The organism is Paenibacillus sp. 7541, from assembly GCF_002276395.1.
Taxonomy (GTDB): domain Bacteria; phylum Bacillota; class Bacilli; order Paenibacillales; family Paenibacillaceae; genus Paenibacillus_AQ; species Paenibacillus_AQ campinasensis.
In genome coordinates, this window is sequence record NZ_NQLZ01000011.1 from 122,004 (window position 1) to 145,027 (window position 23,024).

Here is a 23,024-nt window from a genome sequence, read left to right on the forward strand (position 1 = left end):
TGTTACATATGAAAAAATGGCTGATTCTATTAACCCTAACCGTATTTACTATCGTAATCGCAGCATGCGGTCAGGATCAAGGAGCTTCCAGCGCTGCAGGCGGAGCGAATGGTGCCGGCGGTGGCGAGTCTGAAGCTCCTGTAGCTGAGGAATTGACGATTACGCATCAGCTTGGTGAAACCAAAGTGGCAAAGAATCCGGCCAAGGTCGTTGTGTTTGACTTCGGGATTCTGGATTCCCTGGATGAGCTCGGCGTTGAAGTAGCCGGTGTGCCGCAGGCGAACATTCCTCCGTATCTGTCCAAATTCGAGGATGCCAAGTACGAGAATGTCGGCAGCTTGAAGGAGCCGGATTTCGAGAAAATCAACAGCATCAAACCGGATTTGATTATCATTTCCGGAAGACAGCAGGAAGCTTATGACGAGCTGCAAAAAATCGGCCCAACCATTTATCTGGGGGTAGATACAAGCCGTTACATGGATTCTTTTAAAGAAAACATGCATACGCTGGGGCAAATCTTCGATAAAGATGCCGAGGTTGAGCAAAAGCTTGCCGACATTGAGGAGAGCATTAAGGCTCTGAATGAAAAAGCGACAGCTTCCGGCAAAAATGCATTGATCATTCTGGCGAACGAAGGCAAAATCAGCGCTTACGGCCCGGGTTCCCGCTTCGGTATTCTGCACGATGTATTCGGCTTTGAAGCCGTTGACAGCAGCATTGAAGTAAGCACGCACGGCAAGGACATTTCCAATGAGTACATTGTAGAGCAAAATCCGGACTACTTGTTTGTTGTTGACCGCGGTGCCGTTGTGACAACAGGAAGCGGCGAGTCGAGCGCACAGCAAACGGTAGAGAACGAGCTTGTCCAAACAACCAATGCTTATAAAGAAGGCCATATCGTTTATTTGAACCCTAACTATTGGTACCTCTCCGGCGGCGGCTTGCTGTCCGTATCGGAAATGGTGAAAGAAGTAGAAGCGGCTATCGAATAATCCAAGCTTGTCCTTTCATCACCTACTACCCCAAGGACCTCATCTTCCACGCAGACGTGGGAGGTGAGGTTCTTTTATGATCAGAGATGAGGATTAAGGCGGTGCGCGATGTCTGAGTCCAGCCTGACTGGTCCGGATAGAGCGTTGTCCGTTTTGCAATTGGGCAGAAGGTTAAGTGATAATATAGAGATGGAAGGCAGCCTTATTTTTAATGGGAGGGATTTGCAATGTTTCGGAATGACATTTATATAGATGGAGAGTGGATCGGGACCCCTGAGGGGACGGATGTCTATAATCCGGCGACCGGTGAGGTGCTTGGCACGTCAGCCAAGGCCGGCCGCAAGGAGGCACAGCAGGCGGTTGACGCCGCTGCCAGGGCGCTGGCTTCCTGGTCGGGCACAACGGCAGATGAGCGCGGCAAGCTGCTATGGCGCTGGCATGATCTGATTGAAGAGCATACGGAGGCATTGGCCCGGATCATGACTTTGGAGCAGGGCAAGCCTCTGAAGGAGGCAGCCGGGGAGATTGCGTATGCGAACAGTTTTGTATCCTGGTATGCTGAGGAAGGTAAACGGGTATATGGCGATACGATTCCGGCCTCGTCCTCCGGGAAGCGCATTATTGTGACCAAACAGCCGGTCGGGGTTGTTGCGGCCATTACGCCATGGAACTTTCCCGCGTCGATGATTACGCGCAAAGTAGCCCCGGCGCTGGCTGCAGGCTGTACGGTGGTGATCAAGCCGTCGGGTGAGACGCCGTTCACCGCTTTGAAGCTGGTGGAGCTGGCGGAGGCGGCCGGTTTTCCAGCAGGTGTCATCAATATCGTAACCGGGCCGTCGGCGGACATTGTGGATGTGTGGCAGCAGGATTCCCGAGTGAGAAAGCTGTCATTTACCGGTTCAACCGAAGTGGGCAGAATGCTGATGGAGGGAGCGGCGGCCAATATCAAGAAAATATCACTGGAGCTTGGTGGACACGCGCCGTTCATCGTAACGGCCAAAGCAGACCTGGATAAGGCTGCTGCCGGACTGATCGCTTCGAAATTCCGCAATGCGGGCCAAACCTGCGTGTGTGCCAACCGGGTATATGTGCAGGAGGAGATTGCCGAAGCATTCGCCGGCAAAGTCGCGGAATTGGTCCGCGCGCTGAAGGTTGGCAGCGGTCTGGAAGAGGGCGTTGATATCGGTCCCCTGATCAATCGGGATGCGGTGGAGAAGGTAGCGGCCCACATCCGGGATGCCGTAGACAAAGGAGGCGTCATTCTGGCAGGGGGCCGTGTGCTGGGCGAACTGCAGGGACATTATATGGAACCGACAGTGATCATGAATGCAACTGATGACATGCTATGCATGGTCGAGGAAACCTTCGGGCCGCTGGCACCGATCTCCAGCTTCCGGAAGATCGAGGAGGCAGTGGAGCGGGCCAATAACAGCCCGTATGGGCTGGCCGCCTATGTGTATACCGAGCATTTGGGCGAGGCAGTCCGGTTGGCTGAGTCGCTGGATTACGGGATCGTGGGCGTTAATGACGCGCTGCCTTCGACGGCGCAGGCCCCTTTTGGCGGGTTCAAGGAAAGCGGTCTTGGCCGCGAGGGCGGCCGGTACGGCATCGAGGAATATTTGGAAACGAAATATATTTCAATCGGGCTGTAGTGCTGCTGTAGCAGCGAGTGGGAACAAGCAGCCTTCGATAGGACTCAACCCAAAAAAGCGCCCGAAAACGGCGCCTTTTTGGTGATTGAATCCCTGCTGAAACCATCTGTTACGCACGGTTATACACTGCCCTCTGGTGAATCCGGCTGTGGGCTGGATCGATTCAGAGTGAAAGTTAGGCCAGCACGTCCGTCATCGAAACGGTATCTTTGCGCTCATCCGAGCGATAGGCGGCGACGGCAACAGCCAGCGCTTGCAGGCCATCCTCTCCGGTGACAGAGGCTTCGGACGCCCCGGATGCAATCGAAGAGACAAAATCACGCACCAGCGCCAAATCCATATCATCGCCCCAGAAGTGATGGGAGTAACCCTGCTCATCCCGGTACACGTTCAGCTTCTGATTGATCGCGTTGAGCGTCAACGTGCCGGCAGACCCGATAATCTCCAGGGTAACATCGCCCCAGACGGGATACGTTTTGTTGCGGGACCAGCTACAATCTAGGGTGGCGAACACGCCGTTGTCAAACTCCAAACTCAGCATGCCACAATCGTCAATCGGGGTCTCGGCAATCAAATGATCGACCTCGGCATACACTTCCTTCACCTCGGCGCCGGTCATCCAGCGCATAATGTCCGCGACATGCACCGTATGGTCGATAACGGCACCGCCCCCGGAAAGGGAAGGTTCGACAAACCATCCGCCCGGATTCCGCCCGCGGTTCGTGCCTTTCATGGCCAAGATGCGTCCCAGCTTGCCTTCATCCACCAGCTGTTTAGCTCGCCGAACCGATGAGTTGAATCGAACCGGAAAGGCGGTCTGAAGCAGCACGCCATGCGCGCGGCAAGCCTCAATCATCGCCTGAGCATCCTTGACGTTGGTCGAGAGCGGCTTTTCGCACAGCACGTGAACACCCGCTTTCGCGGCAGCAAGCACATGCTCTTTATGATAAGCGTTCTCAGAAGTAACGACGACACCGTCCAAGCCTTGTGCTAACAAATCTTCATAGCTTTGAAAATACGATGTTCCAAACTGTGCGGCGTACTTCTGGCCGCGCTCCGCAACCGGATCGGCAATACCGACGAGTTCGACGCCCTCGATCTGCATCAGGGCGGAGGCATAGCCGGCAGCATGCATATGGGCGAAGCTGATGATTCCGATTTTCATTACAATATCCTCCTTATTAACCTGATGTCGACCGGGCGGCGTCGTTCAACGTAACCGGACGACCGGTGCGGGCCGACTCCAGCGCGGCAAGTGAGATACGAAGGGCTTCCCAGGCATCCTCCGCTGTAACAAGCGGCTCGCTTCCGTCCTGAATACACGACACAAAATGCGCAAGCTCCCGGGCATACGGGCTAGGCTCAAGCGGACTTTCCGGAACAGGAACCCCCGCGCGCGATCCGGGTCTCTGCCCCCGATCCCGCATCATCAGCGGTGTATCCTTGGAGCTGTCATAGTCGATCACTCCGCTCGTTCCCGCCATTTCCAATTGCATGAAGAATCCTTCATGCGCCCAGGTTCCTTCGATATGGGCGATAACGCCGCTCTGGAAGCGGAGCGTAACCAGCGCGTAATCGAGCTGTGCTTGAACACGGCCGTGTAGACTTTTGGCAAATACGCGCTCCACCTCGCCAAAGCACCAGCGCAAATAATCAAAATCATGGATCAACGCATCCACAATGACGCCCCCGCTGGCTGACGTATCGCTGTACCAGTCGTTCCAGCCGACCGGATAGCTGCCGCCGCGCGCGGCGCGAATGACAGCAGGACTGCCGATCGCTCCTCTGTCCAAAAGCGCCTTGGCGTTTTGATACTCCGGGAAGAAGCGCAGCACCTGGCCGACGAAAAGGCGCACTCCTTTTTGCTTGCAGTAGTCGATCATCAGACGGGCATCGGCCAGGCTGCCTGCGAGCGGCTTTTCACAGATGACATCCTTGCCATCATCGGCGGCTCGGAGGACATAGCTCTTGTGAAGCGGGGTTGGCAAGCAGATGTCAATGACATCGATGTGCTCGCTGCCAAGCTGTCCAAGGGCCTGATCATAACTCGTGAAGGCTCTGCATTCGCAATGTGCGGCGAGCAGCGCTGCTTTATCCGCTTGGAGATCAGCGATGCCAACGAGTTTAACGCCGGGCATGTTCTTGTAAGCTTCGGCATGGACACTGCCCATTGTGCCAGCACCGATCACCAGTACGTGTAACATGGTTGAACCACTCCTTTTGACTGCCTAATGGGACCCCTAGACACATAGTTATTCCAATGTTCGAAAAAAGTAACGATGATCACAACATGATAAAACGAGTCAATATCGCTCATTTGCGAAAATTATATAATTCTTGAGCCTATATTTCAAGTGAAACGATAGAGAGGACGGTTCGATTGAACGATATGATCTTAACAGACAGGTTTCTGTTAAACTTCTTGTTTCGAGTTATGGAAAAAGTCGAAAAACATGGTATAGTGTTGTTAACATCGATTTTAATATCCGAACACATATGCTGTGTATCATAGGGAATAGAAAGGTTGGACTTGCTTGACCAATATGAGAAAGGGCGATCATAGACTCATTCAGGAGCTGAACCGATCAAAGGTGCTTAACCATATTCGCAGAGAGGGTCCCATCTCCCGCATTGCGTTGGCCAAACAGAACGGGATCAGTCCCTCCACGGTGGCTTCTGCCGTACAGGAACTGATCAAGGAAGGCTACGTGTCGGAGATAGGACCGGGAAGATCCAGCGGGGGGAGGAAGCCCATTCTGCTTCGATTCAACCCGGATCATCACCATTTGATCGCTGTTGCTATTACCAATTCCAGGATGCTGCTGGCGCGCATGAATTTGGAAGCCAGGGTGCTTGCGAAGGCGGAATACCCGATATCCGGCGTCAAGGGGGAGGCGGTGGCCGAGTTTTTGGTTGAGCACCTGGATCGTTTTCTGACCGAGGACGGCGTTCAGAGCACATGCATTGGCATTTCCGTTACGGTTCCAGGCATTGTGCGAAGTGATGAAGGGATTGTGCTTTATAATACAAAGCTCGGCATGAACCGCGTCCCACTCAAGCGTATGCTGGAGTCGCGATATGGAATGAAGGTGTGGCTTGAGAATGACATGAACTCCGTCGTGCTGGCCGAGCGGCAATTTGGCAAGTATGCTTATGCGAATCTGATCTACATTTCTATCGGTGACGGTCTCGGTTCCGGCATTCTTATTAACGAAACGCTGCTGCACGGCAAGCATGGCGGTGCCGGGGAGTTTGGCCACACCAGCGTGAACCGGGGCGGGGTCCGGTGCGAATGCGGCAACGTCGGCTGTCTGGACAGCTATATCAGCTGGATGGCAGTCTATTCCCGGATCCTGACCGCACTGACCTCCGGGCGTACGACACAGATTAACGAATTGACGGGAGGCGATTATACCCGCATCGTGCCTGAGGTGTATAAGGAGGCGCTGCGCAGGGGGGATCGGCTGGCGCTAGATATTAATGAAGAAGTCGCGGACCATCTGGGGGCGGCAATCGTGAATTTGATCAATATGTTTAACCCGGAAGCGCTGGTCCTTGGCGGCGAAATGGGCAGGGACAACGAGGCATTGCTTGAGAAGGTGCGCCTATATATCAACAAGCATGCGATGCCGATCCTGAGGGAGGATCTGGTGTTCGGGATGACCTCGCTTGGGGAGGACGATAAGCTGATCGGCGCGGCAGCGGTATTGCTGCAGGATTTGTTCGGGTTTTCACTGATGGAATCCTGATCTGAATGCGAACATCGGTTTGTGACCGATTTGACAACGTTTCCACCGCATCGTAATCTTTGGGTAAATGCATCCGCAAAGGGGAGACGAAACATGGAGCAGTACATGATGGCGCTCGATCAGGGAACGACAAGTTCCAGAGCCATTTTGTTTGACCGTGACGGGAAAATGGTGCATGCCGCCCAGAAGGAGTTTCCGCAATATTTTCCACAGCCGGGCTGGGTTGAGCAGAATGCGAATGAAATTTGGGGGTCGATCCTTGCGGTGATCGCCACCTGCTTGTCTGAGGCCGGTGTGAAGACCGACCAGATCGCCGGCATCGGAATTACGAACCAGCGGGAAACTACGGTGGTCTGGGATAAGGAAACGGGAGAGCCAGTCTACCATGCCATTGTGTGGCAATCCCGGCAAACAGCCGATATTTGTGAGCAGCTGGCTTCGGCGGGCTATGACAGTCTGATCAGAGAGAAGACGGGACTGCTTATTGATCCCTATTTTTCGGGAACGAAGATCAAGTGGATTCTGGATCATGTGGAGGGCGTTCGTGCAAGGGCAGAGCGCGGAGAGCTGTTGTTCGGGACGATCGACACCTGGCTTATCTGGAAGCTGTCCGGTGGCAAAGCGCATGTGACCGATTATTCGAATGCCTCCCGCACGATGCTGTACAACATTCACGAGCTGAAATGGGATGAGGAGCTATTGGAGCTGCTGGACATTCCAGCCTGCATGCTGCCGGAGGTGCGGCCTTCGTCGGAAATTTACGCGTTGACGGCGGCGTATCATTTCTTTGGACGCGAGGTTCCGATTGCCGGAGCGGCGGGCGATCAGCAGGCGGCTTTGTTCGGCCAGACCTGCTTCAAGGAAGGCATGGTCAAGATCACTTATGGCACGGGCAGCTTCATGCTGATGCATACCGGCGAGCGGCCGGTGAAATCGGAGCACGGACTGATCACTACCATCGCCTGGGGCGTTAACGGCAAGGTGGAGTATGCGCTGGAAGGCAGTGTTTTTGTAGCGGGCTCAGCCGTTCAATGGCTGCGTGATGGCTTGCGCATGTTCCGTGAATCCAAGGACAGCGAGCAATATGCGCGCAGGGTCGACTCAACAGAGGGCGTGTATGTAGTCCCGGCGTTTGTCGGCCTTGGCAGCCCTTATTGGAACAGCGAGGTCCGAGGGGCCGTGTTCGGGCTGACCCGCGGGACAACGAAGGAGCATTTTGTGCGCGCAACGCTGGAGTCTCTGGCGTATCAGACGCGGGATGTGCTGGCTGTCATGGAGGAGGACACCGGCTATAAGATTGAAACGCTGCGGGTCGACGGCGGCGCGGTATCGAACTCATTTCTGATGGAATTTCAGAGCGATATTCTGAATGTGCCGGTGGAGCGCCCGGTCATTATCGAGACGACAGCGCTGGGCGCTGCTTACCTCGGAGGCCTGGCCGTCGGCTTCTGGAAGAGTCAGGACGAAATATGCAGCAAGTGGAGCCTGGAGCAGCGCTTTGACCCGGCGATGGAGGATGAGGTCAGGGAGCGGCTGTATGGCGGGTGGAAAAAGGCCGTCCATGCAGCGATGGCGTTCCAGTGATCGGCTGATGATGTCTGTTCGCCAGGGTTTTGCCGGGAATTGAGGAAACAGATACAGGGGAAATGCAGAGAGCAGCATCTAAGATCGATTTCGGAGATTGGATTGGGGAGGAGTTCTTATATGAACGAAGTACGGTCATTCTCAAGCTTGGAGCGACAGTCGATATTTGAAGGGCTGGGAGCACATCCTTATGATCTTATCGTTATTGGCGGCGGGATTACAGGGGCCGGGATAGCGCTGGATGCGATCACGCGCGGAATGAAAGTGCTGCTGGTTGAGATGCAGGATTATGCCGCTGGCACCAGCAGCCGTTCTACGAAGCTGGTGCATGGGGGGCTTCGCTATCTGAAACAGCTTGAAGTCGGGATGGTCGCCGAGGTTGGCAAAGAGCGTGCGGTTGTATATGAGAACGGCCCTCACGTGACGATACCGGAATGGATGCTGCTGCCGATTCACAAGGGGGGCACCTTCGGCAAATTCAGCACTTCGATCGGGCTGATGGTTTATGATTTCCTGGCGGGTGTCAAGCGGAGCGAGCGCCGGGTGATGCTGTCCCCGGTGCAGACGCTGCTCAGGGAGCCGCTGCTTAAAGCGGACGGTCTGCTCGGGGCTGGGTATTATGTAGAATACCGGACCGATGACGCCCGGTTGACGCTGGAAGTGCTGAAGGAGGCAGCGGCCCGAGGCGCGGTGCTGCTGAATTATGCCAAGGCCGAGCGGCTGAACTACGATGCGAACGGGCGAATTGCCGGAATTACCGTCCGTGATATGATCAGCGGCCAGACGCGCGACGTCAGCGCTCTGAAGGTCGTCAATGCGGCCGGGCCTTGGGTTGATCAGATTCGGGAGATGGATCAATCGCGAAAGGGGAAGCAGCTTCAACTGACGAAGGGCGTGCATCTTGTCATCGACCAGTCGAAGTTCCCGCTGAAACAAGCGATTTATTTCGACACGCCGGATGGTCGGATGGTGTTTGCCATTCCGCGGAGCGGCAAGACCTATGTTGGCACAACCGACACGGTGTATAAGGATGATCCTGCCAGCCCGCACATCCATGAGGAGGATCGGGACTATATTCTACGAGCCATTCACTATATGTTCCCTGAAGTGAAGCTGACGGCTGCCGATGTGGAATCCGGATGGGCCGGGGTCCGTCCGCTCATTCTGGAAGAAGGAAAGAGCCCGTCGGAAATTTCACGCAAGGATGAAATCTGGGAGTCCCCGAGCGGGATGATTACGATTGCCGGCGGTAAGCTGACCGGATACCGCAAGATGGCCGATACGGTCGTGAATCTGGTGGCTGCCAAAATCCGGGAGGCGGGAGGCCCGGCCTTTGGCGAATGCCAGACCAGGCATATGCCGATATCGGGCGGCCACGTCGGCGGTTCAGCCGGGTTCGCGGACTATGTCCGGGAACAGACCGAGATCGCGGCAGCTCAAGGAATTGACCGCAAGCTGGCTGAACAGTGGGTACAGACTTACGGCTCCAACGTGCCTGTTCTGTACGAGCTCGCCCAAGAGCTCGCGGAGCAGAGCATGGGCGAAGGGCCGCATAAAGCCACCCCCCTTCCGGATGCTGTGCTCGTTCCGCTTGTGTATGCGATCCGGCACGAAATGGCATGCAAGCCGACCGACTTTTTCATTCGGCGCACCGGTTCCCTGCTGTTTGATATTAGCTGGACCCAGAAATGGAAGGAGCCGGTCATTGATTACATGGCGTCCGTACTGAACTGGAGTGATCAGGAGAAAGAGCAGCATGCGTCCGAGCTGGAGCAGGAGATCGAGCGTGCAACACAGCCGCAGACAAGGCCGCAGTTATAAACTGCGGTCCACTGTCTCGAAGTGTGCCAAAAAGGATAGAATGACCGTGCTTTCTATGGTAATCTATTAGCGTTCTTAGTTGAGAGGAGAGATCTAGCGTGAGTCATAAAGCATATGAAGGAACCTATCAGGGTGAGAAGGCAGTATGGCTTCAGTTTGGACCATATGAAGCCGTGGTGCTGCCGGAAATCGGCGGCAATCTGATTGCATTTCGCGATACCGAAAGCGGTTACCGTTTTCTGCGCGAGCCAGCCGAATCGGAGATGGAGCAGTTCAAGGCCAACCCTGGCGTGCACGGCATCCCGGTGCTGTTTCCGCCAAACCGTTATGAGGACGGCAAATTTCCTTGGAACGGAAAAACATATCAATTCCCGGTCAACGAGGAGTCCACAGGCAACCACCTGCACGGTTTCTTGCATACGATTCCATGGCGTGTGGAAGAGTTCGGCAGCACCGCTTCCGAGAGCTATGTAACCGTATCCGTGAAGATTGACGAGAATCATCCGGTATACCGCATGCTTCCGCACACGTTCACCTTCCGTCTGCGTTACGCTTTGAGCGAGGACGGATTGTCCCAGCACGTCTTCATTCGCAATGAAGGCCGTGAGTCGATGCCTTGTCTGTTGGCGTTCCATACGGCGGTCAATGCGCCGTTTGCTCCGGGCAGCACCGAGGCGGATTGCAAGGTTAAACTTACGATCGGCGAGCGCTGGGAACTGGATGGACGGATGCTGCCGACGGGCAAATATCAGCCGCTGACTGCGGAAGAGAAGCAGCTGCAGGGAGAAGGGGTCAGCCCGTTCTTCACGTCGATGGATAACCACTATACCGCAGTTCCCCAGAACGGCCGAAACCGGATGGAGCTGACCGATTCCAATATCGGCAAGACGCTCGTATATGATGTAGGAGCTTCCTACAAGCAATGGATGATCTGGAACAACGGCGCTGCCGGGAAGTTCTTCTGTCCAGAGCCGCAAATCAACCTGGTCAATGCGCCGAATGTGAAGCTTCCGGCGGACGAAATCGGATTGTTCGGTCTGGAGCCGGGAGAGATCTGGGAGGAAACCTCTCGATTGTATGTTAGAAACAACGGCTGATTCCTTCTGCTGATTTCTGCTAAGGAAATGGGCCGCAGCCGTTCCACCCAAAAACGCATCCCGTCTGCAGGCACTCCTGCCGATGCCGGATGCGTTTTTTTGATTCGTTAATCGATGGAAGAGGAGGAGCCGGCCTTCGGAGCTGCGCGCTTCCGATAGCGGGCCACTCGGGAAGGAAGCGCGAAGAAGAGCGCGTACATGACCACAAATAGCATCAGTGCAATCAGTTCCTCCGCGAGAATGTAATACGGATGCGGGCCCAGCAGGTCCAGCAGCGAGGACGTCTCGGGCTTGCGCATAAGAAACATATAATTGGAGCCGAGCGCCATGTTGATCAGTCCTACTGCCAGCGCAGCACCGTTCAGGAACAGCATCGTCCAGCCGATGGAGCGCCAGGTTGGTCTGTTTTTCCGCACCCATGTCATATAGAGCGCGGTGAGGATGATCGCACTGTGGATAATGAAGAAGTGAAAGAAGCGAAAATGCGGAAACGGGTAATCCAGGCTCGGTGTCAATATCGCCTGCATGGCCCCGCCGATACCGGCAAAATACACAAGCGGATATAATTTATCAGCGCCTGTGATCAGCAATGCCGCGGACAAAAACAGGGTCAGGCTGCACAACTCCAGCGGCAGGGAAGTAGCAGGATTCCAGACGCCCTTGACGCCATACCAGATATGAAGCGCCGCTTCAGGAAGCAGCAAGGCGGTCAGCAGTGTCCATTTGACGATGCTTTGAGCACGGTCGCTGCCGGCCAGCCTGTTGCGAAACCAGTATAGCAGAAGGGCCGATAGGCATAGTGCAGCAATCGCGCTCCAATGGTCAGCCGCAAAGGCGGCAAACCGCTGCGGGTAGTCCGGATCAAATAGCGATTCGATGGGGATCGCTCCTTTCGTGCGGGTTGACTCTGTTACCGATGATCTTACCATGAACGGGCATTTTTGAATATGAGCTGGTGCTTTCAATCATAATGACCCAATCACTAATAACCAATCATCTATGATCAATGACCAATGACAAAACGCCCCGCTTAACGAGAGCTAAACGGGGCGTTTGCTTTTCTTTTGTCTTGGAGCGATAAGTTGATGTCATGTTAAGTGGCGAACTGCTCAACCGAACCCATCAGACGTTTGATCGCCTCCTGCTTCCAGCGAGGAATGCGAAGCCGCTTGGCCGATGGGGCCATCTCGCCAAAGTAGGCAACGCCTTGCTCCAAAGCGGTGATCTTCCGCACATTCACATAGCAATTGGAGTATACAGGGTAAAAGGTTTTATCTGAGAGCAGGCCGCGAAGTTGTTCGGCAGTCATTCTCTTTGTAATATTGTAGTTTCTGCCGTGAAAGCTGACCAAACCATGTGAACCGGTTTTAAAGAACAGAATGTCCGTCTCCACAACGAAGTCCTCGTACACGTTTCGGCTTTGCGATGCGTGTTTCATCATTCTGTGCTTCCCCCTTATTTCAAAGTCCAACTAATTGGTAACGCTTTCATTTTAACATGAACCGGAATGAGTTGAAAAGGGATTTTTGTGTAAACTTAAAATAAATTGCCCTGCGCATCAAGCACAGGGCAACAAAATCAATGCTAAACACAGGTTCGGAGCTGTTTAGTCCTCCAGTGTGTTTGTAATCGTAGCTTGGTTTTTCAGTTCCTGGACAAAGCCGTTCGCCTGCTCGTAAACCTTCTGGTTAATGAGCTCCTCGCGGATTTCTTCTTTCTTCTCCTCGAACGTCGGATTGGTTGCTTCCTTCTTGTCGGTTACTTTAATGATATGGTAGCCGAAAGAGCTTTGTACCGGACCGCTGATTTCGCCGACCGCCAGTTTGAAGGCAGCCTCTTCAAATGCCGGGTCCATCTCTCCGCGTCCAAAGAAGTTCAGGTCACCGCCTCGATCCTTGGTGGCGTCCTCATTCTTCTCGGCAGCGATCTCGGCAAAATCGGCGCCTTCCTTCAGCTGCTTCTCGATTTCCTCAGCTTCTTCCTTCGTCTCTACCAGGATGTGGGAAGCTCGGACTTGTTCCGGCGTGGCGTATCGGTCCTTGTTCTGCTCGTAGGTTTGTTCAATTTCTTCCTCGGTCGGCTGAACCTTGTCGCCAAGCAGCTTTTTCAGCTGAATCTGGGTTGTGGCCTGCTCCTTCAAATCATCGATGGTCATGCCCGCTTGTCCAAGCGCCGTATTGAAATCTTCCTCGGAAGGGAACGATGCCTTCAAGGCATCAATTTCTTTGTTGAGATCTTCTTCCGTCACGGTGAGGGATTGCTCCTCCATCGCCTGGCGGATCACTTCCATTGTAATCAGGCCGTCCAGCGTTTGCGGCCCGCCAGCCTTCACCATCTCTTCATACAGGCTGTCTTTCGTAATATCGACATTGTTGACCCGCGCAACCGCATCGTTATTGGAGCTCTTACCGAATGGCGGCACGATCAGGACGACAATAAGCGCTGCAGCAAGCACAAGTGAAGTGATCATCCAGCCCTTGTTGCCGCCGCCCCCGCCGCTGGCAGCCTGCTCAGTCTGGCCAGCTGGCTGGTCGGCAACCATGACACCGACCGGGTCCGATGACTGCTCGTCTTGGGTTGTGTCTTCGTTGGCGTTGTACTCCTCAGGTTGTATTTCCAGCGCGGACTCTTCCTCCGGTGCATGCGGATCTTCTGATGCCGTCATTTCTGTATGATCATCAGAAGGAGCAGCCTGCTCAGGTTGAAGCTCGCGTTCATTCTCATTGGTTTTTCCTTGCTCATCCTCCGGCGGACCCGGATTCGTTGATTGCAGATCTTGATCTTTCATGTAAATGTTGACTCCCTTCAAAGGCATGTATTTATGGCTTGTTCCACTTTTTAACTGTACCAGATTGCCGCGCTTTTTACCTTAATAAAAAATAAAAATTGCCGCGGAGCAAAGCTTCTGCACATGCGGATATGATTGTTAATAAAGTGACATGGACTTGACGCTAATCATCTCATATAATGGAAATAAACGTAATTGAGCTGCTGGAGAACGCTGTGCTGCTGTCCGGCATGTCCCTGTTCATAAGGAGGATTGCGCATTGCTTTTGTACATAATGGTCATTACCTTGGCGTTAATCGGCGGCATCGCTACGATGCTTGTCGGACTGTCCCAGGAAAACAGAAAGTCGAATCCGGAATATGAGCGGAAGACCAAGAACAACATCGTAAAGCTGGTTGTCATTTATCTGATTGCGCTGATCGGCTTCATAACGATCTGGGCGCTGGTTGATTGATCAGTCCGGGCAGAGCCTCATCCATAACCTGGCATGCGCGAATCTGACAGGATTCCATGATACATATGTCTGGGTAACATCGCATCGGCCGAACCCGATGGGCGCTTAAGCCCTAAGGTTCGGTCGATTCCATTTCCAGCGGGGAATCTTCCGGCCATTCATTTGCAGCATTCGGTACGGCGTATGTTTTATATTCATCATCGTTCCCAATTTCCAGGCAGAGAAGACGGTGGCCATAAGCGCAGGCGCCGTCGATGCCGATCTTGTCCCCGTGCGGGCTGAACCAGACTTCGCCGGTGTGATGCAAATGGAACGTCGGCGTATGCCCGAACACAACGGTTTTGCCAAGTCCAGTCGGATGGTTGTAGAACGCATCCCGTATCCACATGAAATCGTCGCCGGGTTGCTCCTTCCAGTCCGGATAGGCCGGATTGGTTCCAGCGTGGACAAAGATGTGCTTCTCTCCCTCATGATAGAGGGGCAGGGACTGGAGAAAATCGAGATGATGCCGGTAATGCTCTAATATGTATGTTTTGGCCGCCTGAAAGACTTCGGGCTCCATAATGTTGCCTGTAATGACTTCGCTGCAATAGCTGAGCAAGGTTTGGCTGCCGCCGTTGCTCAGCCAGTGATACTGATACCGCGCATTTTCTTCAAGCAGCGCCTTAAGCATCATATCATCATGATTGCCCTTCAGCACGACGGCCCCGGCCTGCTCATGCAGCTTGATGACCTGCTCGACCACATCCTTGCTTTTCATGCCCCGGTCCACATAATCGCCAAGCAGCAGCAGTTGATCCTCAGCCGGGCGATAACGGACCTTCTCCAGCATGGTGTTAAATTCATCATAACACCCGTGGATATCGCTGATGACAATGGTCCTCATCCAAGTACCTCCCTTCTGTGTAATATGGACAGATTGACGCGATCTATTCCCGACGTAATGTGTTCCCTATTTAAGTCCGATAACCCTGCTTTTTTTGAAGAAAAAACACGGTAAAATAACTTATCGGAAGGCGAGAACTCGTCTTTAACAGACTAATCCCGCTTCATTTGAGCAGAATATACTTGGGACTTCCCGCCAAAATGTGATAATATATCTATCTTCGGTTGGAGATGATGCTGATAATGCTGCTGGAAGGAGTCTGAATGATATAAGAATGATACATACAGAGCGATGGCCGCGGATTCGTTGGATATTAGGAGCGGTTAGCCTTGCCGGATTTATCATAATGTCCCTGCTTGTCGCGCAGCATCGCACAGATTGGCTGGATCCGCCGCTTATCGATGCCGTGCAAGCAGGCGAGCACCCCCGGATCACGCAGGCAGCACAGGTTTTATCTTATATCGGATCGGTGATTCCGATGTTTATCATCTGTCTGATCCTGGCCTTCATGTTCTATATTCGGCTCCGGTTTCGGACGGAATTGCTGCTTATGCTTGCGGTAGTGGCCGGTTCTCCGATATTGAATTCCCTGCTTAAATGGCAGTTTCAACGGGAGCGGCCGGAGATATACCGTTTGGCGGAAGCGGCCGGCTACAGCTATCCGAGCGGGCATGCGATGTCTTCCGTTTCCTTTTACGGTGTTCTTGCTTACTTGCTGTGGAGATATATGCCGGGCCGCGCGGGGAAATTGATTCTGCTTGCTGCGGCGATTGTGATGATGGCCGCGATTGGGCTGAGCCGAATCTATTTGGGGGTTCACTATCCGAGCGACATTGTTGGAGGGTATTTCGCCGCTGCCTTTTGGCTAACCTTGTGTGTAGCTTTTTATGAGCGAAGGTTCGGGCGAACTTCATAGTGCCTCATGATCACAGCGCCTGTTGCATAACGTAATGCAGCGGCGGGTAATAGAATGCAGGAAGGGAGGCTTCTTTCGTGGCATTTGGTGCAAGGATGTTCAAAACCGGCCTGGCGGTTACGCTGGCGCTATATTTGACGATGCTGTTTGAGTTCGAGTCGCCTGTTGTGGCGGCGATTGCGGCCATATTCGCCATGCAGCCATCCATTTATCGGTCATGGAGATACTTCCTAGATCAATTGCAGACAAGCACGCTGGGGGCCGTTCTCGCGATGCTGGGCGGATACTTTCTGTCCAATCAGCCGATTGCTGTCGGCCTGATCTGCATCGTCGTCATCATGATATGTATGAAGCTGAACATGGGAGAGACGATCGGCCTGACGCTGGTGACGGTCATCTCCGTAATGGAGGCTTCGGGTCAGTGGGATTTTGCGCTCAACCGCTTCATACTAACGATTATCGGTATCATATCTGCTTTTCTTATCAATATCCTTGTGTTCCCGCCCAAACCTAAAGAGCAATATTTCGAGCGGATTCACAGCGTTTTTGAGAAAATGTCGCTGCTTCTGCGCACAGCCATTTCGCATGAGATGAAAGATTCCGTCTATCGTGCCGAAAAGAAGGCGCTTGAAGCCGCGATTAAATCGCTGTCTGACAAATATAATTTGTTCGAGGAAGAGCAGAAGAAGCTGAAACGGGCCAAATATAGCCAGGCCAGACAGCTGGTTGTCTACAAGCAGCTGCTGCAGTCGCTGCGCAAAGGGTACGAGGTGCTCGATGCCGTGGAGAATCACTACTTCCAGGCAGAACGCACCGAAGAGGTGGATGCCGAGTTTGATCAGAACCTGGAGCGGCTGATGAAATACCATGAACATATTTTGTGGAAATTCGAAGGAAAGCTGAAGCCCAATGAGCATGAAGCGGATAGTATGTCCGCGTGCAACGAGGAGTTTATGGAGCGGGTCATGAAAGTCCATGGCTCGGAATCCGGAGGACTGCGCCTGTCCGTCGTCGCAGCGGCTATGTATGATTACGGATATCAACTCGATCGTCTGAACCGGGTTGCGGAACAAATCAACCGTCTGGGCGAGAAGGATGGAGATGATGCGTATCTGTCCTGGCTAGGAAGGTAGGGTGCGCTCAAGATCATATAAGAACAGCAGCTGGCCCAAGTATTCGGGCCGGCTGCTGATTTGCTAGTTACGATGTATAAATAAAAAAATCCGGTTATATACCGGGGTGCTGGATACTCTATTGATAAATATAATATAGGCTGATACAATGGAAACTGGTTTCTCAACAAAAGAAATATAATAGACAGAATACATCAATTTTATTATAACAGAGATGTTCAGAGCTGTCAACCAGTAAAATGGGGGGATGGAAAAATGGCGATCAGTGAGCAAGATTGGAAAGACGAACAGCAGCGGGTTACCGAAGTCACAGGTAAAATCAAACATAAAATCGCGCAGCTGGAGGCCGATGTGGGCCAAATACGCGGCGATGTTATCGATATGCGGAAGGATTTCTGGGATGAGGTTACGGTGAACTTCAGCAACCCGGATGATCTGGGGGAAACCTCCACGAACCTCAGGCAGCAGTCGCAGGTGTTATCTGACCGGGAACGGGCGCATTTGCAATCCAGCAAGCTGCTCAAAAAATATAGAAAATTGGCGGAGTCCCCCTATTTCGGGAGAATTGATTTCAAAGAACATGGATCGTCTGAGACAGAGTCCATTTATTTGGGGACCGGTTCATTCTTGGATGAGGATATGGAGAGCTTCCTTGTGTATGACTGGCGTGCGCCCATATCCAGCCTGTACTATGACGGGGCTCCCGGTCCTGCCAAGTACGAAACTCCTTCAGGTGAAGTCAGCGGGGAGATGGAGCTGAAGCGCCAGTTCATCATTCATGACGGCAAGATCCAGGTGATGTTCGACACCGGGGTCACCATTGGAGACGAACTGCTGCAGCAGGTGCTCAGCCATAGTGCGGATGATCGGATGAAGAGCATTGTGGCCACGATTCAGAAGGAACAGAACGCGGTGATCCGCAATGACAAGACCCGTATGCTGATCGTACAGGGGGCGGCAGGCAGCGGCAAGACCTCCGCCGCGCTGCAGCGCGTGGCCTACCTGCTCTACAAATACCGCGGCTCGCTGCGGGCCGACCAGATGCTGCTGTTTTCCCCGAATCCGCTGTTTAACAGCTATGTATCTTCCGTTCTGCCGGAGCTTGGGGAAGACAACATGCAGCAGACGACATTCCAGGCCTATCTGGAGCACCGTCTCGGCAAGGAGTTTGAACTGGAGGATGTGTTCACACAGACCGAATCACTGCTGAACAGCGAGGATACTCCGGAATACCGGGCGCGCATCGAGAGCATTACTTACAAATCTTCGGTCGCCTTCCTGGATACGATCAGACGCTACAAAGAGATGCTGGAGAAGGAAGGCATGATGTTCAAGCCGATTGTGTTCCAGGGCAAGGTGGTGGTCAGCGCTGATGAGATGGCGGCCCATTTCTACAGCTATGATCGTGCTGTGAAGCTGGCCGGTCGCATTGACTTGATGCGTGAATGGCTGCTGAAGCGGCTTGCGGATTTCGCCCAGGCAGAGAAAAAGGAGCCGTGGGTTGAAGAACAGATGCAGCTGCTGGATATCGAGGACTATCAACGGGCGTTCCAAACGATGCGCCGGAAACAGAACAAAAAAGACACGACCTTTAACGATCATGATGTCGAGAAAGACGTGCTTGCACGGATGGTCGTCAGCGATCGGCTGAAACCGGTTCGCCGCTGGATCAAGCGGCTGCGGTATGTCAATGTTACCGGCATGTACCGGAGACTGTTCACCGATCAGGCGCTGTTTCGGCAGGCAGCCATAGATGCGGACAGCATCCCAGCGCATTGGGAGGAGATTTGCAGCCTGACCTTGCAGGCTTTGCGGGATAAAAGATTGCTGTATGAGGACGCAACGCCGTTTCTGTATTTGAAGGAGCTGCTTCAAGGCTTCAGAACCAACACCGCCATCCGTCATGTCATTGTGGATGAGGTGCAGGATTACTCCGCATTTCAGCTTGAGTTTCTGAAACGGTTGTTCCCAAGGGCTAAAATGACGGTTCTTGGCGATCTGAATCAGGCGATCTACGCCCATGGCGAGGCGCTTGGAAGCCTGGAGAACCTCGTTGGCCTGTATGGGGCAGAGGATACGGAGGTCATATCGCTTACGCGGAGCTACCGCTCAACCTATGAAATTGTAGAGTTTACTCGTCAAATGATACCGGGCGGAGAACGGATCGTTCCATTTAACCGGCCAGGCGAAGCGCCCCGGGTCATCCAGCAGGCGGACGAGAAGTCGCTGGATGAGGCGGTGATTCGCGATCTCCGCGAGCTGCATGAGCAGGGCTACAATTATGTGGCTGTCATTTGCAAAACGGCCGAAGAAAGCCGGCAGGTCCATGAGCGTCTGTCGGCAACGCTTCAGACTCGTCTCGTCACCAAAACGACGCCTTCTTTCGAGAAAGGGACGCTTGTCGTTCCCGCTTATTTGGCCAAGGGTGTGGAGTTTGATGCTGTTATTATCTATAACGGCTCTGCCGATGTGTATCGCCGGGAAAGCGAGCGAAAGCTGTTTTACACCGCATGTACGCGGGCCATGCATGTGCTGCATGTTTATCATATCGGAGAGAAGAGCCGGTTCCTGCCGAATCCATAATATGAATTGCATAAAAAGGCTGCCAAGAGAGTCATCTCTGCAGCCTTTTTTGATGGGGAAATCGCCGCTGACGAAAAAATTTTGACCAATGGACAAAAAAATATAAATGTAAGCGATTCCGCACAAAAGCGATCTATTCACTTTCCTATTCAAACGTCCGAAAAAATACTAGGGGGTTTTATTTCAAATAAGAGAAGGTCGGTGCTTTGGAATGAAAATAAGAACAAAAATGGTCATTTCGTCTTCTTTATTAACGCTTGCAACGGCTGTTATTGTCTTCATCGCATTTGTATCATCCTATTCAACCGAACAGAATTTTAATGAGATTATCGATGTAGACGAGCAGATTATTTATAACCTGACTCAGATTGAGAAGAATCTGGAAGGAATTGCTAATAATGAACGCGGGTTTTTGTTGACCGGGGATTTTGCTTATACAGAAGATTTGAACGTCAAGCGAAGTGAGATTAACAGTCTTCTGACAAGCACAAGAGAGCTTATGAGCGAAGAGTCTGATTTGGAGATGCTGTCCGAAATCGAGTCCGGTTTCGAAGAATATGAGCAGGCTGTCATGACCGTATTGAATAAGCTTGGTTACGACACCGGCTTCTACAAAGCGGTTCCGTTCCGGGTTTACGAGGAATCGTATAAACAGGAGCAAAGCATTCGCTCTGCATTTGCAAGCCTGATCGCGAACTTTACGGAAGAGAAGAATCAGGAACTTAATCAGCGGATTAATCAAACAATGAGCAGCAGCTCATGGAATCGAAGCGCGATGCTGTTATTCGGGGTGATTGCCGTTGGCTACTATATTGTTCAGGCTTACCTGCTGATTCGTTCCATTCGGCCGCTGAATACAATGAAGGACCAATTGCTGAAGATTGCTGAAGGCGGAGGCGACTTGGTAACGAGATTGAACATTACAACCAAGGACGAGATTAGAGATATTGCGGATGCGTATAATAAATTGGTAGAAGGGTTCAGAAATATTGTCATGCAGGTTCAGCAAACGGCAGAAAAAGTCGGCGAATCCGCGGCACAACTGAAATCGAGCACGGTCGAAATCCGGCAGGCTTCCCAGCAAACAGCCGGCATTATGGAAGAGCTGGCGGCCGGTGTAGAGAACCAGCTTGCTGATACTGAGCAAACAACGACAACGGCGACGGATATGTCGGAAGGCATGAAGCATATCGCCGAAACAGCCAAGGATGTATCCAGCCTGGCTTCGAGGACCAATCAGCTGGCTTCCGACGGCGAGCAGGCTATCCTGCAAACCTTGAACCAGATGGACGACATTCGCAGCAGTGTGGATGAATCCGCGCAGTCGGTGCGCTCCCTCGGTGAGAAGGCAACCAACATCAGCTCCATCGGTCAAATCATCATTGAAATTGCCGAACAGACGTCTCTGCTTGCCATGAACGCCTCGATTGAGGCGGCGCGTGCCGGCGAGCACGGACGGGGCTTTGCGGTTGTTGCTTCCGAAGTTCGCAAGCTGGCTGAGCAGGCTTCCAACTCCTCAATCGAAATCAAGCAATTTGTGCAGGAGCTGCAGCAGGACATTTATGAGCTTGCGAATGTCATGGAGAACGGAACCCACAAAGTTACCGAGGGCATGAGCGTCGCCCAGGGAGCAGAGCGGGCGTTCAAAGATATCGAGCAATCCATCGTGCAGCTCAATGAACAAATTTACGGGGTGACGGCTGCAACGGATGAAATGAATTACGGCGTGGAAGAACTCGTTCAAGCCATCCGCAGAATTCAGGAAGTCACGGAAACGACAGCAGGCGGCACGCAAAGCGTCAGCGCAGCAACCGAAGAACAGCTTGCCTCCATGGAGGAGATCTCGATGTCGGTAGAAGAACTGAACGAAATGTCGGGCAGACTTCGCCAGCTGATGTCCGGTTTTAAAGTATAGTTCGGCTCATAACGTTAATATGGGAAAAAACGACCACCTTTACGCATGCATATTAAAGGCCATTTAACCTACAATATGGATGCAGAAAACATAAAGGTGGTCTTCTCATGGAAAAAAAGAAATGGGACTTGGTTGCCCTTGCTTCCATACCTCTCATTATGACCCTGGGCAATTCAATGCTTATACCTGTTTTGCCGCAAATCTCCAGGGCACTTGGGATCGGCTCCTTTCGAGTCAGCATGATCATCACCGTTTATGCTGTCGTTGCCATCCTGCTGATTCCGATCGCAGGTTACTTGTCCGATCGGTTTGGCCGCAAGAAGATCATCATTCCCAGTTTGATTATTACAGCGGCTGGCGGGGCGGTGTCAGCTGCTGCGGCATGGATGATGGAAGGCGGGACAGCCTATACGGTCATCCTTGCGGGCAGGTTTCTACAAGGGATTGGTGCGGCAGGCGCTTTCCCGATCGTCATCCCGCTTGTCGGCGACATGTTCGACAACGAGGAAAAAGTGGCCAAGAGCCTCGGCATTATTGAGACCTCCAACACCTTCGGGAAGGTGCTAAGCCCGATTCTCGGCGCGCTGCTTGGGAGTTTTATCTGGTTTCTTCCTTTTGTGGCTATTCCGATTATCAGTCTCATTTCGTTGGTGCTTGTGATCTTTCTGGTCAAGGTGCTTAAGAATGAGAAGAACGAGCAGTCGATTGGGGAATTTCTGAGAACGACAAAAAAAGTGCTCCGGGAGAAGGGAAGATGGGTTTACGCCATTTTTGCGATCGGGGGCATCGCGATGTTTGGCGTGTTTGGTCTGCTTTTTTATTTGTCAGAGACGCTTGAAAGCAAGCATCATCTTCACGGCGTCATTAAAGGTCTGGTGCTTGCGATCCCCCTCGCTTTTTTATGTCTTGCCTCGTATCTTGCAGGCAAATTTACGGGCAAAAACAAGGCGGCCATGAAGTGGACCGGATTTGCCGGAATGAGTTTGTTAACCGTTTCATTGATCGCTGTCGGCTTCACGAGCCAAATCATATATGTATTAGGCCTGATGAGTTTCGGAAGCATCGGGATCGGGATGGTGCTGCCCTGCATGGATACGCTGCTTACCGAAGGCATCGAGAAGGAGCAGCGTGGCACGATTACGTCGCTATACAGCAGCATGCGTTTCATCGGGGTGTCGCTCGGCCCGCCGGCCGTGTCCCTTCTGATGGGAGGCAACCGCTGGGCGTTGTTCGGCACGCTGGCGGGCGTATCTCTGCTGGGCGGCCTGTTGAGTCTGTTTGCGGTTAAGCCGGAGTCCAAGGGGGGCTCGGGTGAAGGCACGTATCGGATGGATTTTAAAAAGCCGGGCGGCATGGGCAAAAAGGAACTGACCCACAAGCGGCTCTCGGCTTTGCGTTGACTTCGACATAAGATAGGGATCACGCTGTCATGTTGCAGTGACGGGTGATCCCCT

Annotated in this window: 18 protein-coding genes; 12 read left to right on the plus strand and 6 right to left on the minus strand. The window is 52.9% G+C overall.

The features are described from left to right. Positions 1-8: 8 nt before the first annotated feature. Positions 9-992 (plus strand): siderophore ABC transporter substrate-binding protein, encoded by a 984-nt coding sequence (locus CHH75_RS06595; RefSeq protein ID WP_095397792.1) that lies wholly within the window; start codon positions 9-11, stop codon positions 990-992. 227 nt (positions 993-1,219) lie between these two features. Continuing rightward, positions 1,220-2,644, plus strand: coding sequence for an NAD-dependent succinate-semialdehyde dehydrogenase (locus CHH75_RS06600; RefSeq protein ID WP_095397793.1), 1,425 nt, complete (start codon positions 1,220-1,222; stop codon positions 2,642-2,644). A gap of 175 nt (positions 2,645-2,819) precedes the next feature. On the opposite strand, the gene CHH75_RS06605 is transcribed toward CHH75_RS06600, so the two are convergent. Beyond that, positions 2,820-3,809 carry a Gfo/Idh/MocA family protein gene (locus CHH75_RS06605; RefSeq protein ID WP_095265844.1) on the minus strand — a complete coding sequence of 330 codons (990 nt, stop codon included), beginning with the start codon at positions 3,807-3,809 and terminating at the stop codon, positions 2,820-2,822. A gap of 16 nt (positions 3,810-3,825) precedes the next feature. Further along, positions 3,826-4,848 (minus strand): Gfo/Idh/MocA family protein, encoded by a 1,023-nt coding sequence (locus CHH75_RS06610; RefSeq protein WP_095397794.1) that lies wholly within the window; start codon positions 4,846-4,848, stop codon positions 3,826-3,828. 339 nt (positions 4,849-5,187) lie between these two features. Here CHH75_RS06610 and CHH75_RS06615 point away from each other — a divergent pair, with 339 nt between their 5' ends. From CHH75_RS06615 to CHH75_RS06630, 4 genes are all read left to right on the plus strand, one after another. Continuing rightward, complete coding sequence (locus CHH75_RS06615) at positions 5,188-6,393, plus strand: ROK family transcriptional regulator (protein WP_255222987.1); 1,206 nt, start codon at positions 5,188-5,190, stop codon at positions 6,391-6,393. A 93-nt stretch (positions 6,394-6,486) separates the two neighbouring features. Beyond that, entirely contained in the window at positions 6,487-7,977 is a 1,491-nt protein-coding gene (gene glpK, locus CHH75_RS06620; RefSeq protein WP_095397796.1) for a glycerol kinase GlpK, read from the plus strand. 120 nt (positions 7,978-8,097) lie between these two features. Further along, a complete protein-coding gene (locus tag CHH75_RS06625) occupies positions 8,098-9,798 on the plus strand; it encodes a glycerol-3-phosphate dehydrogenase/oxidase (RefSeq protein ID WP_095397797.1) in 1,701 nt (566 codons plus the stop codon). 98 nt (positions 9,799-9,896) lie between these two features. Continuing rightward, on the plus strand, positions 9,897-10,895 hold the full coding sequence (locus CHH75_RS06630) for an aldose 1-epimerase (RefSeq protein ID WP_095397798.1): 999 nt from the start codon (positions 9,897-9,899) through the stop codon (positions 10,893-10,895). Positions 10,896-11,002: 107 nt separating this feature from the next. Here CHH75_RS06630 and CHH75_RS06635 read toward each other — a convergent pair whose 3' ends face one another. The 3 genes from CHH75_RS06635 to CHH75_RS06645 form a co-directional block, all read right to left on the minus strand. Beyond that, positions 11,003-11,824, minus strand: coding sequence for a YwaF family protein (locus tag CHH75_RS06635; protein WP_095397799.1), 822 nt, complete (start codon positions 11,822-11,824; stop codon positions 11,003-11,005). 164 nt (positions 11,825-11,988) lie between these two features. After that, a complete protein-coding gene (locus tag CHH75_RS06640) occupies positions 11,989-12,336 on the minus strand; it encodes a hypothetical protein (RefSeq protein WP_095265837.1) in 348 nt (115 codons plus the stop codon). 165 nt (positions 12,337-12,501) lie between these two features. Continuing rightward, complete coding sequence (locus CHH75_RS06645; RefSeq protein ID WP_095397800.1) at positions 12,502-13,683, minus strand: peptidylprolyl isomerase; 1,182 nt, start codon at positions 13,681-13,683, stop codon at positions 12,502-12,504. A 259-nt stretch (positions 13,684-13,942) separates the two neighbouring features. Here CHH75_RS06645 and CHH75_RS06650 point away from each other — a divergent pair, with 259 nt between their 5' ends. Beyond that, positions 13,943-14,137 (plus strand): hypothetical protein, encoded by a 195-nt coding sequence (locus CHH75_RS06650; RefSeq protein WP_095265835.1) that lies wholly within the window; start codon positions 13,943-13,945, stop codon positions 14,135-14,137. A 112-nt stretch (positions 14,138-14,249) separates the two neighbouring features. On the opposite strand, the gene CHH75_RS06655 is transcribed toward CHH75_RS06650, so the two are convergent. Further along, positions 14,250-15,023, minus strand: a complete 774-nt coding sequence (locus CHH75_RS06655; RefSeq protein WP_095397801.1) for a metallophosphoesterase family protein — start codon at positions 15,021-15,023, stop codon at positions 14,250-14,252. Between the two features lie 274 nt (positions 15,024-15,297). On the opposite strand from CHH75_RS06655, the gene CHH75_RS06660 reads away from it, so the two are divergent. The 5 genes from CHH75_RS06660 (at position 15,298) to bcbE (ending at position 22,970) form a co-directional block, all read left to right on the plus strand. Next, the gene (locus tag CHH75_RS06660; RefSeq protein WP_095265833.1) at positions 15,298-15,939 is read left to right on the plus strand and encodes a phosphatase PAP2 family protein; all 642 of its coding nucleotides are present in this window, start codon (positions 15,298-15,300) and stop codon (positions 15,937-15,939) included. A gap of 77 nt (positions 15,940-16,016) precedes the next feature. After that, complete coding sequence (locus CHH75_RS06665; RefSeq protein ID WP_095265832.1) at positions 16,017-17,072, plus strand: FUSC family protein; 1,056 nt, start codon at positions 16,017-16,019, stop codon at positions 17,070-17,072. Positions 17,073-17,327: 255 nt separating this feature from the next. Beyond that, positions 17,328-19,655, plus strand: coding sequence for an RNA polymerase recycling motor HelD (gene helD, locus CHH75_RS06670; protein WP_095397802.1), 2,328 nt, complete (start codon positions 17,328-17,330; stop codon positions 19,653-19,655). A gap of 211 nt (positions 19,656-19,866) precedes the next feature. Next, on the plus strand, positions 19,867-21,570 hold the full coding sequence (locus tag CHH75_RS06675; protein ID WP_095397803.1) for a methyl-accepting chemotaxis protein: 1,704 nt from the start codon (positions 19,867-19,869) through the stop codon (positions 21,568-21,570). Positions 21,571-21,677: 107 nt separating this feature from the next. Beyond that, positions 21,678-22,970 carry a bacillibactin exporter BcbE gene (bcbE, locus tag CHH75_RS06680; protein WP_095397804.1) on the plus strand — a complete coding sequence of 431 codons (1,293 nt, stop codon included), beginning with the start codon at positions 21,678-21,680 and terminating at the stop codon, positions 22,968-22,970. Positions 22,971-23,024 lie beyond the last annotated feature (54 nt).